This window comes from [Pseudopropionibacterium] massiliense (assembly GCF_900607225.1).
GTDB lineage: Bacteria > Actinomycetota > Actinomycetes > Propionibacteriales > Propionibacteriaceae > Arachnia > Arachnia massiliensis.
Genome location: NZ_LR027842.1, coordinates 1,969,895 through 1,983,323, shown reverse-complemented (window position 1 = coordinate 1,983,323; position 13,429 = coordinate 1,969,895). Strand labels below are relative to the sequence as shown.

Here is a 13,429-nt window from a genome sequence, read left to right as displayed (position 1 = left end):
TCCTAGACGGGGCCTGGGGGGTGCGGGTCGTTAGGGTGGACATGTGAACAGGGTCAGCACCACGGTGGGTGAGTTCGCGAGACGTGGTTTCGAACATCCCGGGAATGCCGCGAGGACGTGGCAGGACTGGCGTGAGCGGCTGGACTCCGAACCCCCGGTGCCCTTGCACGCGTTCAGTCGCGCCGCCGACAGGGATCAGGCCCTGGAATGCATGGTGGGCATCGGTGAGCGGGAGCCCGCCCTGCTCGCACGAATCGCAGTCGCCCCGGAATGGCTGGAGCGGGCGCTGCTCGTGCTCGGAGGTTCTTCCGTGCTTGCGCGCTTCCTGGTGAGGAATCCCGGAGAGCTCGAAGCGCTCGAAACCGCTCCCGGGCCACGGAGAGAGGGCTGGAAGGAGTACATCCGGTCGCGGGCCGTGGATGAATCCGGTCAGGTCGACGCGGATCTGCTCCGGCGGGCGAATCATGCCGCCCTGGTGCAGATCGCGGCCAGGGACCTGGCCAGCGAGGATCCTCTGTTTCTTGTCGATGACATCGCAGCCGAACTGAGCCACGTCGCGGATGCGGTTCTTGAATGCGCTCTCGAACGTGCGCGAGCCGAGGTGCCCGGATCCTCCTCGGTGCGGATAGCGGTGGTCGCGATGGGAAAGGCCGGGGCCGAGGAACTCAACTACATCTCAGATGTCGATGTGATCCACATCGCCGAGCCCGTTGACGGTGGTGACCACGACGAGGCCATGCGGCTGGGGACGAAAGTGTGCGCAGCCATGGCCCGGATCTGTTCGGCACACACATCGGAGGGCACCATCTGGCCGGTCGACGCCGCCCTGCGTCCCGAGGGCAACGCCGGTCCTTTGGTGCGCAGCCTCGCTTCCTGTGCCGCCTACTACGGCAAGTGGGCGAAGAACTGGGAGTTTCAGGCCCTCCTGAAGGCGCGCCCCGCTGCGGGGGACCGGGAGCTGGGACAGGCTTTTTGTGACATGGTGTCTCCTCTGGTGTGGGAGGCGGCGCAGCGTCCGGGATTCCTGCCGGACGTGCGCGCCATGAGGAACCGGGTCATCTCCCTGATCCCCACCAAGGAGGCCGACCGGGAAATCAAACTCGGTGTCGGGGGGCTGCGGGACACCGAGTTCACCGTGCAACTCCTGCAGCTCGTCCACGGCCGGGGTGACGAACGGGTGCGCGCGCGCGGCACCTTCGAGGCGCTGCGCGCCCTGGTCGCCTTCGGCTACATAGGACGTGAGGACGGCGCCGACATGGCCACGGCTTACCGGTTCCAGCGGGTCCTGGAACACAGGGTTCAGCTCCGCAGGCTGCGTCGCACCCACCTGGTGCCGGACGATGAACCGGGGTGGACCCATCTGGCCCGCACCACCGGTAGAACTCCCGACGAGGTCAGGGACATGTGGCGCGGAAGCACCCGTGCGGTGGAGAAACTGCAACAACGCATCTTCTTCTCCCCCCTGCTCGATGCCGTGTCCGCCATCCCCACAGCAGAGCTGCGGCTTTCCACGGATGCTGCCCAGGAACGCCTGCGGGTGCTCGGATTCGAGGATGCCCGCGCGGCTCTGGGACACATCCAGGCCCTGACGAACGGCTCGACCAGGGCGGTCGAGATCCAGCGACAACTCATGCCCGCCATGCTGGGCTGGTTCGCCGAGGGTCCGAACCCCGACTACGGCCTGCTCGCCTTCAGGCAGCTCTCCGAGGCGCTGGGCACCAGCTCCTGGTATCTGCGGGCGTTGCGTGACGAAGGGTGGATGGCGCAGCGGCTTGCTCACATCGCATCCTCCAGTCGATACGTGGTCAACCTGCTGATGCGGGCTCCCGAGATGGTGCAGATGCTCGCCCGCAGCGAGAACCTGGAGCTTCGACCACGAGAGTTGCTCTCCAGGTCCATGAGCCGGGACATCGGGCGTTCCTCTGACAAAGCCGCCGCGGTGGCCTCGGTCCGGGCACTGCGTCGGTCCGAGTTGTGCCGCATAGCCCTGGCCGACGTCCTGGGAGCCGCGGACGTCACCACGGTGGGACTGGCGCTCAGCGACCTCGCGGGAGCCACCTTGGACGCGGCACTCGAACTCGCCCGCCGGGAGGTGGATGCGCCTCCTGTCGGGGTGATCGGGCTGGGACGCTGGAGCGGCTGTGAACTCGGCTACGCGTCTGACGTCGACGCGATGTTCGTCATCCCTGACGGAACCGGGGTCGAGGAACAGGCAGCGGCGATTCGGCTCGTTCGTTTGGCGTGCGATCTCGTTGAGAAACCCGGGCCCGATCCGGCAATGGTGGTGGACACCGGTCTGCGTCCCGAGGGGAAGGGCGGACCACTCGTGCGAACCGTGTCCTCCTACCTCGCCTATTACGCGAAGTGGTCCTCCGTTTGGGAGGCGCAGGCCCTGTTGCGGGCCCGTCCCGCGGCGGGGGAGCAGGAACTGGCCTCCGCCGTGCTCGGGGGGCTGGGAGGGCTGCGGTACCCGGACGGGGGTCTCAGCGCCGCGCAGGTGGCGGAGATCCGTCGATTGAAGTCGCGGATGGAGACTGAACGCATTCCCAGCGGTATGGGTAAGGAACGTCACCTCAAGCTTGGTTCCGGTGGTCTGTCGGATGTGGAGTGGGCCGTGCAACTGCTCCAGCTTCAACATGCCGGGGCCCGGCCCGCGTTGCGCACGTCCTCCACTCTCCAGGCCATTGACGCGGCGGAGGGACTCGAGTTGCTGACCGCCGAACAGGCCACCGACCTGAGACAGGGATGGTTGCACGTCAGCCGGGTGCGCAACGCCATCATGTTGGTGCGTGGCCGGCCCGGTGATGCCCTGCCCGTCGACTACCGGGAGCAGTCGGCCGTCGCCGAACTGTCTGGATACGGCCCGGGCCAGCGCTCCAGGCTCGTCGACGACACGATCCGGGTCATGCGACGCGCGTCCAGGGTGGTCAACCGGGTGTTCTGGGACGAGATGCCCGAGGAGTGAGCTCGCGGCCCTGTCCGGGATGGGATAGGGTGTTGCCGACGCATCCGGGGTCGGTGAAAGTCCGAACCGGCGGTGACAGTCCGCGACCCTCGCGGCCCAGTTTGAACGGGCCAACAGGTTGATCCGGTGAAACTCCGGGACCGACAGTGAAAGTCTGGATGGGAGGAGCGCGTCGACGGTCCACACCGGCAGGGATGTGGGCGCTGTGCGTGCACCCCGGGCCGAGAAAGGACCGAGGTTTTCTTGACCGAGCAGCAAACGCGACGTGGCCGGCTCGTCGCCCGGGCCGGGCTGTGGTCCGCCTATCCCGCCCGCACCCGGCCGGTTTCACTCGTAGCGCGTGTCCTGCCCCCCCTCGTGGCCGTGCTGGTGGCGCTGCTCACCTGGTGGCTGCTCACCCGGGTCACCCCTGCGGTATTGCTCCCGGACCCGGTGGCCGTGGTCTCTCGTGCCGCCCGCTGGGTGGGTTCCGGAATCGCATGGCGCTACGTCGAACCAACCCTGGTGGCGGCGCTTCTCGGATCCGCCCTGTCCATTGCCGTCGCCCTGCCGCTGGGATTCACGATCGCCCACTCACGGCTGCTCGCGGCCGTCGCCGAACCCTTCATAGCCTTTTCCCAGACGGTTCCGCTCGTGGCCGTCGCACCGCTGCTGGTGCTGTGGATCGGGTACGGAACCATTCCCGTCGCAGTCCTCTGCTCGGTGATCGCGTTCTTCCCCATGGTCACCACCACCGTCGTGGGATTGCGTGGCCTGGACATGCGCGTGATCGAGACCGCTTGGCTCGACGGGGCGGGAGCTTGGCGGCGCCTCGTCCACGTCGAGGCTCCGATGGCCGCTCCTGCCGTCCTGGCCGGGGTGCGCGGGGGAGTGGTGCTGTCCATGACCGGCGCGATCGTCGGTGAGTTCGTCATGGGTGGACAGGGGCTCGGAGTCCTGCTCACCCAGTCCCAGCAGGCGGTGGACACCGTCGGGGTTTTCACTGTCCTGGCCCTACTGGCGATCATCGCAGCCGTTCTCGTGTCCCTGATGGGTCTCGTCGAGCGCGTCGCCAACCGAAACCTGCAAGGAGAACACCCATGAAACCGAACCGTCGCTCTTTCCTCCTCGGTATCGCCGCCCTCGGCGGGACGACCCTGGCCGCCTGTGGCGGGCAGGCGGGGCAACAGAACACCACCACGAACGGGACGACCATCACCGTGGGGCTCACCTACATTCCGAACATCCAGTTCAGCCCCTTCTACGTAGCCGAATCCGAGGGACTCTTCAAGGACGCCGGAATCAGCCTGACTCTCAGGCACCACGGAACCCAGGAGGGCCTGTTCACCGCACTGGCGGCGGGAGAGGAACAGGTGGTGTTCGCATCCAGCGACGAGGCCGTGGTCTCGGCCGCAGGGGGAATGCCTGAGCTGCGTACCTTTGCCACCTGCTACCGGCAGTACCCGGGGGTGATCCTCGGCTCCGGTGACATCACGGATCTTTCCGGTCTCGCCGGGAAAACCCTGGGGGTGCAGGGGCGGTACGGAGCAGGTTGGTACACAACCCTCGTCGCGCTGGACCGTGCAGGTCTCAGCGAGGACAAGGTGGGCATCACCGAGATCGGGTGGACACAGGTAGCAGCCCTTACCACCGGCAAGACGGATGCCGTCGTGGGGTTCAGCAACAATGAGGCCATTCAGTTGAAGGCCGCGGGGTTCCCCTACAACCAGCTCGACGTGGTCGACAAGGAGAAACCGAACCTGGTCGGTCCCGGGCTGATCACTCGGGAGGGCGTCCTTCCCGTTGAGCAGCTCGGATTGATCACGGGGGCTGTCCTCGAGGCGGAGAACCGGATACTGAGCAACCCGGAACTGGCCATCAGGGCCACCGAGGCGCAGGTCCCCGCCCTCGCGGAGGAAGCCCAGCGGAAACAGGCGGAAGCAGTCCTTGAAGCCACCAGCAAATTCTGGATCGGACCTGACGGGAAGGCTTTGGTGGCGGTCGAACGGGATGACTTCATTCGTATGGGTGAGTTCCTGAGCCGGGTGGGAATCATCGACTCGGTCCCCGATGGCATGGTGCTGGAAGTGGGGTGAAGCCTCCGCCTTGTCTCCGACAGTTGTAGACAAGGCCCGGAACAGGCTCTTGGTGTGGGTCTGTTTTGGTTTCCAAGGTGCTGTGTGGCAGTCTTTCGAGCATGTTCCTGCCGCTGACCACCCGTGCGTGGGTCGATCTGCGTCTGCAGGCGAGCTGCAACTGTTGAGTCCTGCGACTCCAGTAAACCTTGTCCCCGGTTTCATCGTGGTCCAGCGATCTCGTGTGCCGGATCTCTAGATTTCCCATCAGGAGTGATTCTTGTCAGAAGTAGTATCTGAAGCCCTGCCCGATACCGATGCCTCGGTTCCGCCAAAGCGACAGGGCCCGTTGTCACGTTTCAGCGTTCAGATCGTTCTCGGTTTCGTGGCCGGTGTGGTGTTCGGTGGCATTGCCATGGTCATTGGCCCTGATGAAGCGGGGCCGAACTGGCTCACCATCACCTTGACCCAGATCGGGAACGCCTACGTCGTGTTGTTGAAACTGCTGGTGACACCGCTGGTATTCACGGCCGTCATATCCTCCATCGCACGACTTCGGGAGGTCGCCAACGCTGCCCGGCTGGCGGTCGGTACCCTGATCGGGTTCGCTGTGACGGCGTTCGCTTCCGTGGTGGTCGGCATCCTGGTCGGGGTGATCTCTCGTCCCTGGCTCACGGCCGGTGTCAATACCACGGCCTCTGAGCCGGACCGGGTCGGTTCCTGGACGGCTCTCCTCATGGGATTGATTCCCGACAATTTCCTTGGCCTCGAGATCGACCTCGGCGCCAAGGATGGCGTGATGAACGCCACTCCCGGCTTCAACGTGCTCCAGATCCTGGTGCTCTCCATCGTCCTCGGGATCGCTGCGCTCAAGGTCGGGGATGCTGCGAACGGTTTCGTGAACTTCGCCGAGTCCACTCTCGCAGTGGTGCAGAAGGTGCTGTGGTGGGTCATTCGGCTGGCGCCGATCGGAACGGCGGCCCTGATCGGCAAGGCCATTGCGTCCTACGGCTGGAGTTCGATGGCGTCGCTGGGAGTTTTCATCATCGCCCTCTACGCGGGACTGGTCCTCGTCTGGGTCCTGGTCTACCCCGTGGTGCTGAAGCTCAGCGGCGTGCCAGTGGTGCAGTTCTATCGCAATATTTGGCCGGTCATCACCCTCGGTTTCGTCACCCGCTCGTCGATGGGCGTGATGCCTGTCACCGAACAGGTGACGGAACGCAATCTGGGCGTACCCCGCAGCTACGCGGCCTTCGCCGTGCCGCTGGGAGCGACCACCAAGATGGACGGTTGTGCCGCCGTCTATCCTGCGCTGGCAGCCATCTTCGTGGCCCAGTTCTACGGAAGGGAACTGAGCTGGAGTCACTACCTGCTCATCATCGCCGTCTCGGTGCTGGGATCCGCCGCCACCGCGGGGACGACCGGAGCCACCGTTATGTTGACCCTCACTCTTTCGACGCTGGGGTTGCCGCTCGCAGGAGTCGGCCTGCTGCTCGCGGTTGAACCCATCGTTGACATGGGGCGTACCGCATTGAACGTGACCGGGCAGGCACTGGTTCCCACGGTGGTCGCCAGGCGCGAGGGCATTCTGGATCAAACGGTTTTCGATGCCGACCCCGCCTTCGATGGTGTGAATGCCTGAATGGTGAATGGTGTTGTGCGCGCGTTGCGCGAGTACAACACCATTCCATGTGCTCAGAGGCCGAGAAGCTCGCGCAGCTCCGGGTGGGTCAGAGCGGCGACGGCAGCCCGGGCCCCGGTGGCGTCCACGCAGTCCCTGGCGGCCTCCGCCATGGCGCGGCAGGTGGCCAGTTCGTGCAGGCCGAGGGCGAACCGGACCAGGGGCATCCGGCCGGGTGACATGGAGAGCGAGGAGACCCCCAGGCCGGTCAGCACCAGGGCCATCAGCGGGTCACCCGCCGACTCGCCGCAGACCCCCACGGGCCGCTCATTGATCCGGCCACCCTCGCAGGCCGCCGCCACCAGGTCGATCACCGCGGGCTGGAACGGGTCCAGGAGATCCGCGAGTTCCCCGACCATCCGGTCAGCGGCCATGGCGTACTGCGCCAGGTCATTGGTGCCGATGCTCGCGAAATCACAGCCAGCAAGGAGGTGACGGGAACGCAGCGCGGCGGACGGCACCTCGATCATGATGCCCGCCACGGGCAGCCCCGCTTCGTGGGCGGCCTCCACGAAGGCCCGTGCCTGATCCGCCGTGGCGATCATGGGGGCCATCACTTTCACGCTCGCACCGGTGCGGCGCCGCGCCTCCGCCAGAGCGGCGAGCTGGTCCCTCAAAAGATCGGGGCGTTCCTCCATCAGACGGTAGCCCCGGCGGCCCAACGCGGGGTTGGGCTCCGGCCCCAGATCCGCGAACGCAAGTGGTTTGTCGGCCCCGGCATCGAGGGTGCGCACCGTGACGGGCCGGGTCCCGAAAGGCGCCAGTACCGCCTCGTACAGGTCCGCCTGCTCCGCCACACCGGGCGCGTCCTGGGCGTCCAGGAACACGAACTCGGTGCGGAACAGACCAACCCCTTCGGCGGCCGTGAGCGCGGCGGCCCGGGCGTCGTTGACGTCCCCTATGTTGGCCAGCAGCGCCACCGGGTGCCCGTCGGAGGTGCTGCCCGGCGAGGTCAGCTCATTGAGCTGCGCCAGGCGTTCGCTCCGGGCCCGCAGCCTCGTCTTCACGGTCTCGTCGGGATCCAGCACCACGGCCCCGGACTCGCCGTCGAGGGCCACGGTGGTTCCATCGGGGATCTCGAGCGCCCCGGCCACTTGGACGGCAGCGGGCAGGCCACGCTGCGCCGCGAGGATCGCGGTGTGACTCGTCCTGCCTCCCTCAGAAATGATGATGCCCAGCACCAGTTCCGGGGAAAGCATGGCGGTTTCCGCGGGAGCCAGGTCCTCGGCCACCACGATGCTCGGTTCCGTGAGCTCGGGAACCTCCGGAACCGGGCGGCCCAGGAGAACCGCCTCCGCCCGGAGCCCGACGTCACGCAGATCAGCGACCCGCTCGGCGAAATACCCGCCGATGGCCTCGAACTGCTCCGCATAGCTGGCGACCGCGGCCTGCAGCGCATGAGCGGGGCCGGTGCGTCCGTCGAGGTTCTGCTCGACGGCATCGATCAGCCCCGGGTCACGGGCGATCATGGCGGCGGCGGCAACCATTTCCGCGGCGTCCCCCTCCAGCTTCGCCGCCTTGGCGTCGAGATCATCCGCGACGACGGACAGGCTATCCGCAACCCTTGTCAGGTCCTGTTGCGGATCCGCCGAGCAGGGTTCGGTCGCGGGCAGGGGCTGGGGTGGCCGGACGATGACTACCGGGCCGATGGCGTTGCCGGGGGAGACCCCGATTCCGGTCAGGGTGCGCATGGTACTGGTCATCCCTTCGCGTCGTGATCCACGGCGAGGAAGGCCACGAGCTCGTCGAGGAAGGCGTCGCCGTTCTCCGCGTCGCAGGAGAGCTCGACCTCCTCCCCGCACTTGACGCCCAGGGCCATCACCGCCAGCATCGATGCCGCGTTGACGGGTTTCCCGCCGGGGCGGGCGATGGTCACGGGCAACCCGGAGCGGGTGACCTTCTGGACGAACAGGCTCGCCGGGCGGGCGTGAAGTCCGACGGAGGAGGCGATGATTGCGGTACGGGTGGTCATGGGTTTTTCCTTGTCTGTGTTCGGGTTGTCCGTACTCAGCCGGTGAGCACGGTGTTCAGGTCTGGTTCGGGAGTGCTCGTGACCGCCACGGCTGCGATCTCCTCAGGGCCCGGCATGGCGCTGCCGGGCAGGGCAACCGCGGCCGCCCCCCACGCGACTCCCCGGCTCAGCGCGGTCGCCGGGTCTCCCCCCGTGGTCAGGGAGCTGAGCACCCCTGCCAGCAGGCAGTCGCCGGCGCCCACCGTGGAACGCGGCTCGGTGACGGTGGCCTTGGCGTGGTGGACGACATCGGGGTCCACCCACAGGGCGCCGTCGGAGCCCAGGCTCACCACGACCACTCCGATCCCGCCCGCGACCAGTTCGCGGGCGGCGTCGACCACGGCGCTCAGGGTGGGGAGTTCCCGGCTGGTCAGCTCGGAGAGTTCCTCCCGGTTGGGTTTGATCAGCCAGGGTCTGGCCGCAACGGCGGCGGCCAGCGGGGCCCCCGACGTGTCGACGACGACCCTGCCGGGGTGCCGGGCGATCATCCTGGCGAGGAACGAGTCGTCCGTTCCCGGCGGTAGGCTGCCGCACAGAACCACGGGGCCGGTTGCCCCACCGGCGGTTTCGCCGAGCCGTTCCACCTCGTCGGGGGACAGCGCGGGCCCGGGTTCGTTCACCTTGGTGGTGACCCCCGTGGGGTCGACGATGGCTATGTTCGTCCGCGTGGTCCCCGCTATGGGGACGGCGTCGAAGGGAACCCCCGCGTTCTGCAGCAGGCGGGCCAGCAGTTCGCCGTCCGGACCGCCGAGCGGCAGCACGGCGCGGGCGGGGTGGCCGTTGCGGATCAGGGCGTGGGCCACGTTCACCCCCTTGCCTCCCGGGTCGATGCGGCTGCTGGCGGCTCGGTTCACCTCGCCCGGCAGCAGGTTCTCCACAAGCACGGTGCGGTCGATGCTCGGGTTCGGTGTCAGGGTGACGATCATGCGCGGGCCACCTCCATGCCTGCGTTGTCGAGTGCCTCGGCGGTTTCGTCGTCGAGGCGGGAATCGGTGATGAGGAGCGAGATCTCCTCGATGCCGGCGAAGCGCTGGAAATGGCTCAGCCCGGCCTTGCTGGCGTCCGCCAGCACGATTCGGCGCCGGGAGGCCGCAACCATGGCCCGCTTCGCATCGGCCTCTGCCAGGTCCGGGGTGGTCATTCCCCGCTCCAGGCTGAAACCGTTGGTGCCTAGAAAAGCGACGTCTATGCACGTCTCGTTCAGAGCCCGTTCCACCCAGGACCCCACCGCGGCGCCGGTGCGGGTTCTGACCTGCCCCCCCAGCAGGTGCAGCTGGAGATCGGGGTGGTCCGAGAGCACGGCCGCTATGGCCACCGAGTTGGTCACCACCGCCAGCCCCAGGTCCTTCGCAAGCAGCCGGGCCAGCGCCAGGGTGGTGGTTCCGGAATCCAGCAGGATGGTGCCCTGGCCGGGCAGCTCCGCCAACGCCCGTTCTGCGATGCGTTGCTTCTCACCCGCCCCGACCCCGAGGCGCTGCAGGATGCTTGGTTCCCGGTCGGTCTGGGCCACGGGCAGGGCCCCACCGTGGACGCGCCTCACCAGGCCCCGTTGTTCGAGGGCGGTGAGGTCGCGCCTCACGGTTTCGGGGGTGACACCGAGCCGCTCCGAGATCTCCGTGACGTCCACGCGCCCCTGTGAACGGGCTGCGTCGGCGATGGCCTCCTGCCTTTCGGCGGCGTAGCGGATCCGGGAGGTCGGGGCGGTGGTGTTCATCAGGGCTCCTGTCAGGGTTCCACGGTGACCTTGATGGCCTCGCCGCGCTCGACGATCCCGAATGCGTCCATCACGTCGCTGAGCCTGATGCGGCGGGTGATGAGGTCGGCCACGGGCACCTCACCACTGGCAATGTAATCCAGGGCCCGGCGGTTGTGCTCGGGGGACGAGCCGTTCGCTCCGTGGATGTGCAGCTGACGGTAGTGGACGAGGTTGGAGTCCAGCGTGATGGTCGGGTTCGTCTTGGGAAGTCCGCCGAAGAAACTGATCCTCCCGTTGCGGGCCGCCATCGAGACCGCCTGTTCCTGGGTGATGTTCGCGGGGGTGGCGGTGATGATCACGTCCGCGCCCCGCCCGTCGGTGAGTTTCATGATCTCCTCGACGATGTTCACCTCGGATGCGTTGATCACGACATCCGGCTGCACCGCGTCGGCCGACATCTTCAGCCGTTCGGAGTTGATGTCGACCAGGGTGATGCGCCCGGCCCCGTGGACCCCGCGGGCGATGCGCACGTGCATGCAGCCGATGGGTCCGGCGCCGAAGATCACCACGTCGTCGCCCGGTTCGATCCCGAGCTGCTCCTGTGCGTTGATGGCGCAGGCGAAGGGCTCGGCCGCGGATGCCTCCGCGAAACCGACCCCGTCGGGGATGCGGTTCATGCCGTCGACCGCCAACACCTCACGGGGCACGATCATGTACTCGGCGAAACCTCCGTCGTACTGGTAGCCCACGGAGGTCTGGTTCTGGCAGACGGCCATCCATCCCTTCCGGCACTCGTGGCACTTCCCGCAGGGAACCGCGGCTATGACCTGGACCCGGTCGCCGGGTTTCCAGCCGCCGGCGACACCGGGGCCGACCTCCACCACCTCGCCCGCGATCTCGTGCCCGATGATGCGGGGCGGGGTCAGGTTCTGGTGCCCGTTCTTGCGGATCTTCACGTCGGTTCCGCAGGTCGAGCAGTTCTTCACCCGGATTTTCACCTCGTCGGTTCCGCAGGTGGGTTCCGGGACGTCCTCCAGGCGCAGGTCCTCTGGGGCGTGGAAACGCAGGGCGAGCATTCAGTTCTCCTTTCCGAAGGCGCCGAGCAGGCGCAGGACGTCGTCAGGGTTTGTGGTGGTGCGCAGCTGGGCTGCGGCGTCGGGATCCATCAGCACCTCGGCGAGGGCGCCGAGGATCTCGACGTGTTCCTCGCCGCGGCTGGCGATCGGGATGCAGACGAAAACCCGTTCGCCGTCCCAGTCCACCCCGCCCGGGAACTGCAGGAAACCGAGGCAGGTGCGCTGGATGTGTTCCCGTGATTCGTTGGTGCCGTGTGGGATCGCGACCCCCTCCCCGAGGTAGGTGGGCACCTGGTGTTCGCGTTCGAACATGGCGTCGGCGTAGGGCTGGGTCACGGCTCCGACGGCGACGAGCAGGGAACCGCACTGCGTGATGGCATCGGTTTTGTCGGTGGCGTTCAATCCGAGGCGAATGGTCGCGCGGGACAGGATCTCAGACAAGGTTCTCTCCTGATTTGATGGCGTTCTCAACGCGGGCGAAGGCCGGGTCGCCGAGGAACTGCTCGAAGGTGATGACGACGGCGTTGGGGGCGATGTTGCGGGCCCGGTCGGCCAGGCCCGACTGGCACATGATCAACTCGGTCTCCGGGCTGACCTCGTTGACGGGGGAGTGGGACACCTCGACGCCGTAGGGAGCGAGGCGCTTCTTCATGGAACTGGCCACCATGACGCTGGAGCCCATCCCGGCGTCACAGGCGATGACCAGTTTTTTCACGTCGCGGCCGTTGAGCACGCGGGTGCCGGTGGCCGGGGTTCCGGCTTCCTCCTCGGTTTCCTCGGCGGGGGATTCCGCGGCATCGGACGGGTTCCGGGTCTCGGCCGCATGCTCTGGCCCGGATTCCCCGGAACCGGCCGGGGCCTCGGGTGCCTCGGTGTTCCGGCCCCGCCCGAAACCGAGCAGCAGGGCGGCGACGAGGAAACTGACCACCGTGGCGGCGATCACGGCAGACAGCACCGCGAAGTACCCGCCCCGGGGCGTGACCGCCAGGTAGGCGATGATGCTGCCGGGGGAGGCCGGGCCGACGAGACCGGCTCCCGTGATGCTGCCGACGAGCAACCCGCTCACACCACCCGCTATCGAGGCGACGATGAGAACCGGCTTGGCCAGGACGTAGGGGAAGTAGATCTCGTGGATGCCGCCGAAGAAGTGGATGATGACGGCGCCGGGAGCGGTGCTGCGCAACGCTTTCTGGCCGAAGAACCACACCGCCAGCAGGACACCCAGGCCGGGTCCCGGGTTCGATTCCACCATGAACAGGATGGACTGCCCCACCTCCTGCGCCTGCGCCGCACCCAGGGGGGACAGGACACCGTGGTTGATGGCGTTGTTCAGGAACAGCACCTTCGCGGGCTCCACGACGACGGAGGCCAGCGGAAGCAGGCCGTTGTCCACCAGGAGCTGGACCCCCTGGCCGAGCAGGTTGACCAGGAAACCGACCACGGGCCCGATCCCGAGGCGGGCCAGGGTGGCCATGATCATGCCGATGATGCCGAGGGAGAAGTTGTCCACGAGCATCTCGAACCCGTTCGCCACCCGGCCGTGGATCGTGCGGTCGAACTGCTTGAGGACCCACGCGGCGAGCGGCCCCATGACCATGGCGCCCAGGAACATGGGGGTGTCGCTGCCGACGATCACGCCCATCGTCGCCAGGGCACCGACGACCGCGCCGCGTTGCCCGTGGACCATCCGGCCACCCGTGTAGCCGATGAGGACGGGAAGCAGATAGGTGATGATCGGGGTCACCATGGTGGCCAGGGTCTCGTTGGGTGCCCACCCCTCCGGTATGAAGAGGGCGGTGAGCAGGCCCCAGGCGATGAATGCACCGATGTTAGGCATGATCATCCCGGCAAGGTGACCTCCGAAGCGCTGGACGCGGGCACGGAAGCCACTGCCCTCGAGATTCTTGTTGACACGCGCATCCGGTAGGGACATGCGAATCACCCTT

9 protein-coding genes, 1 pseudogene and 1 riboswitch are annotated in these 13,429 nt (G+C 67.2%); of the genes and pseudogenes, 4 read left to right on the top strand and 6 right to left on the bottom strand.

What is annotated here, in order from left to right:
* The first annotated feature begins 43 nt into the window (after positions 1–43).
* The 4 genes from E0E39_RS08830 to E0E39_RS08815 all read left to right on the top strand — a co-directional run bounded on the left by E0E39_RS08830 (position 44) and on the right by E0E39_RS08815 (position 6,661).
* Complete coding sequence (locus tag E0E39_RS08830; RefSeq protein WP_130874409.1) at positions 44–2,965, top strand: bifunctional [glutamine synthetase] adenylyltransferase/[glutamine synthetase]-adenylyl-L-tyrosine phosphorylase; 2,922 nt, start codon at positions 44–46, stop codon at positions 2,963–2,965.
* Between the two features lie 35 nt (positions 2,966–3,000).
* Positions 3,001–3,139, top strand: a riboswitch (FMN riboswitch).
* 69 nt (positions 3,140–3,208) lie between these two features.
* Positions 3,209–4,048 carry an ABC transporter permease gene (locus E0E39_RS08825; RefSeq protein ID WP_130874408.1) on the top strand — a complete coding sequence of 280 codons (840 nt, stop codon included), beginning with the start codon at positions 3,209–3,211 and terminating at the stop codon, positions 4,046–4,048.
* The gene (locus E0E39_RS08820) at positions 4,045–5,040 is read left to right on the top strand and encodes an ABC transporter substrate-binding protein (protein WP_130874407.1); all 996 of its coding nucleotides are present in this window, start codon (positions 4,045–4,047) and stop codon (positions 5,038–5,040) included. Before E0E39_RS08825 ends, E0E39_RS08820 begins: the two co-directional genes overlap by 4 nt.
* A gap of 328 nt (positions 5,041–5,368) precedes the next feature.
* Positions 5,369–6,661, top strand: a complete 1,293-nt coding sequence (locus E0E39_RS08815) for a dicarboxylate/amino acid:cation symporter (protein WP_245988258.1) — start codon at positions 5,369–5,371, stop codon at positions 6,659–6,661.
* A 53-nt stretch (positions 6,662–6,714) separates the two neighbouring features.
* On the opposite strand, the gene ptsP is transcribed toward E0E39_RS08815, so the two are convergent.
* From ptsP to mtlA, 6 genes and pseudogenes are all read right to left on the bottom strand, one after another.
* On the bottom strand, positions 6,715–8,391 hold the full coding sequence (gene ptsP, locus E0E39_RS08810) for a phosphoenolpyruvate--protein phosphotransferase (protein ID WP_130874406.1): 1,677 nt from the start codon (positions 8,389–8,391) through the stop codon (positions 6,715–6,717).
* A gap of 8 nt (positions 8,392–8,399) precedes the next feature.
* Positions 8,400–8,672, bottom strand: coding sequence for an HPr family phosphocarrier protein (locus E0E39_RS08805; protein WP_130874405.1), 273 nt, complete (start codon positions 8,670–8,672; stop codon positions 8,400–8,402).
* 35 nt (positions 8,673–8,707) lie between these two features.
* Positions 8,708–9,637 (bottom strand): 1-phosphofructokinase, encoded by a 930-nt coding sequence (gene pfkB / locus E0E39_RS08800; protein ID WP_130874404.1) that lies wholly within the window; start codon positions 9,635–9,637, stop codon positions 8,708–8,710.
* Positions 9,634–10,425, bottom strand: a complete 792-nt coding sequence (locus E0E39_RS08795; RefSeq protein WP_130874403.1) for a DeoR/GlpR family DNA-binding transcription regulator — start codon at positions 10,423–10,425, stop codon at positions 9,634–9,636. The genes pfkB and E0E39_RS08795 overlap by 4 nt, the downstream gene beginning before the upstream one ends.
* Positions 10,426–10,436: 11 nt before the next feature.
* Positions 10,437–11,483, bottom strand: a complete 1,047-nt coding sequence (locus E0E39_RS08790) for a zinc-dependent dehydrogenase (protein WP_130874402.1) — start codon at positions 11,481–11,483, stop codon at positions 10,437–10,439.
* Positions 11,484–13,416 (bottom strand): annotated as a pseudogene (gene mtlA, locus E0E39_RS08785) (mannitol-specific PTS transporter subunit IIC). It abuts the gene before it with no gap.
* Between the last annotated feature and the right edge of the window lie 13 nt (positions 13,417–13,429).

What these genes read in the sequence shown, in the direction of transcription:
- E0E39_RS08820 (WP_130874407.1), top strand. Translation starts at nt 4,045, where the DNA reads ATGAAACCGAACCGTCGCTCTTTCCTCCTCGGTATCGCCGCCCTCGGC.
- E0E39_RS08795 (WP_130874403.1), bottom strand. Translation starts at nt 10,425, where the DNA reads ATGAACACCACCGCCCCGACCTCCCGGATCCGCTACGCCGCCGAAAGG.
- pfkB (WP_130874404.1), bottom strand. Translation starts at nt 9,637, where the DNA reads ATGATCGTCACCCTGACACCGAACCCGAGCATCGACCGCACCGTGCTT.
- ptsP (WP_130874406.1), bottom strand. Translation starts at nt 8,391, where the DNA reads ATGCGCACCCTGACCGGAATCGGGGTCTCCCCCGGCAACGCCATCGGC.
- E0E39_RS08805 (WP_130874405.1), bottom strand. Translation starts at nt 8,672, where the DNA reads ATGACCACCCGTACCGCAATCATCGCCTCCTCCGTCGGACTTCACGCC.
- E0E39_RS08790 (WP_130874402.1), bottom strand. Translation starts at nt 11,483, where the DNA reads ATGCTCGCCCTGCGTTTCCACGCCCCAGAGGACCTGCGCCTGGAGGAC.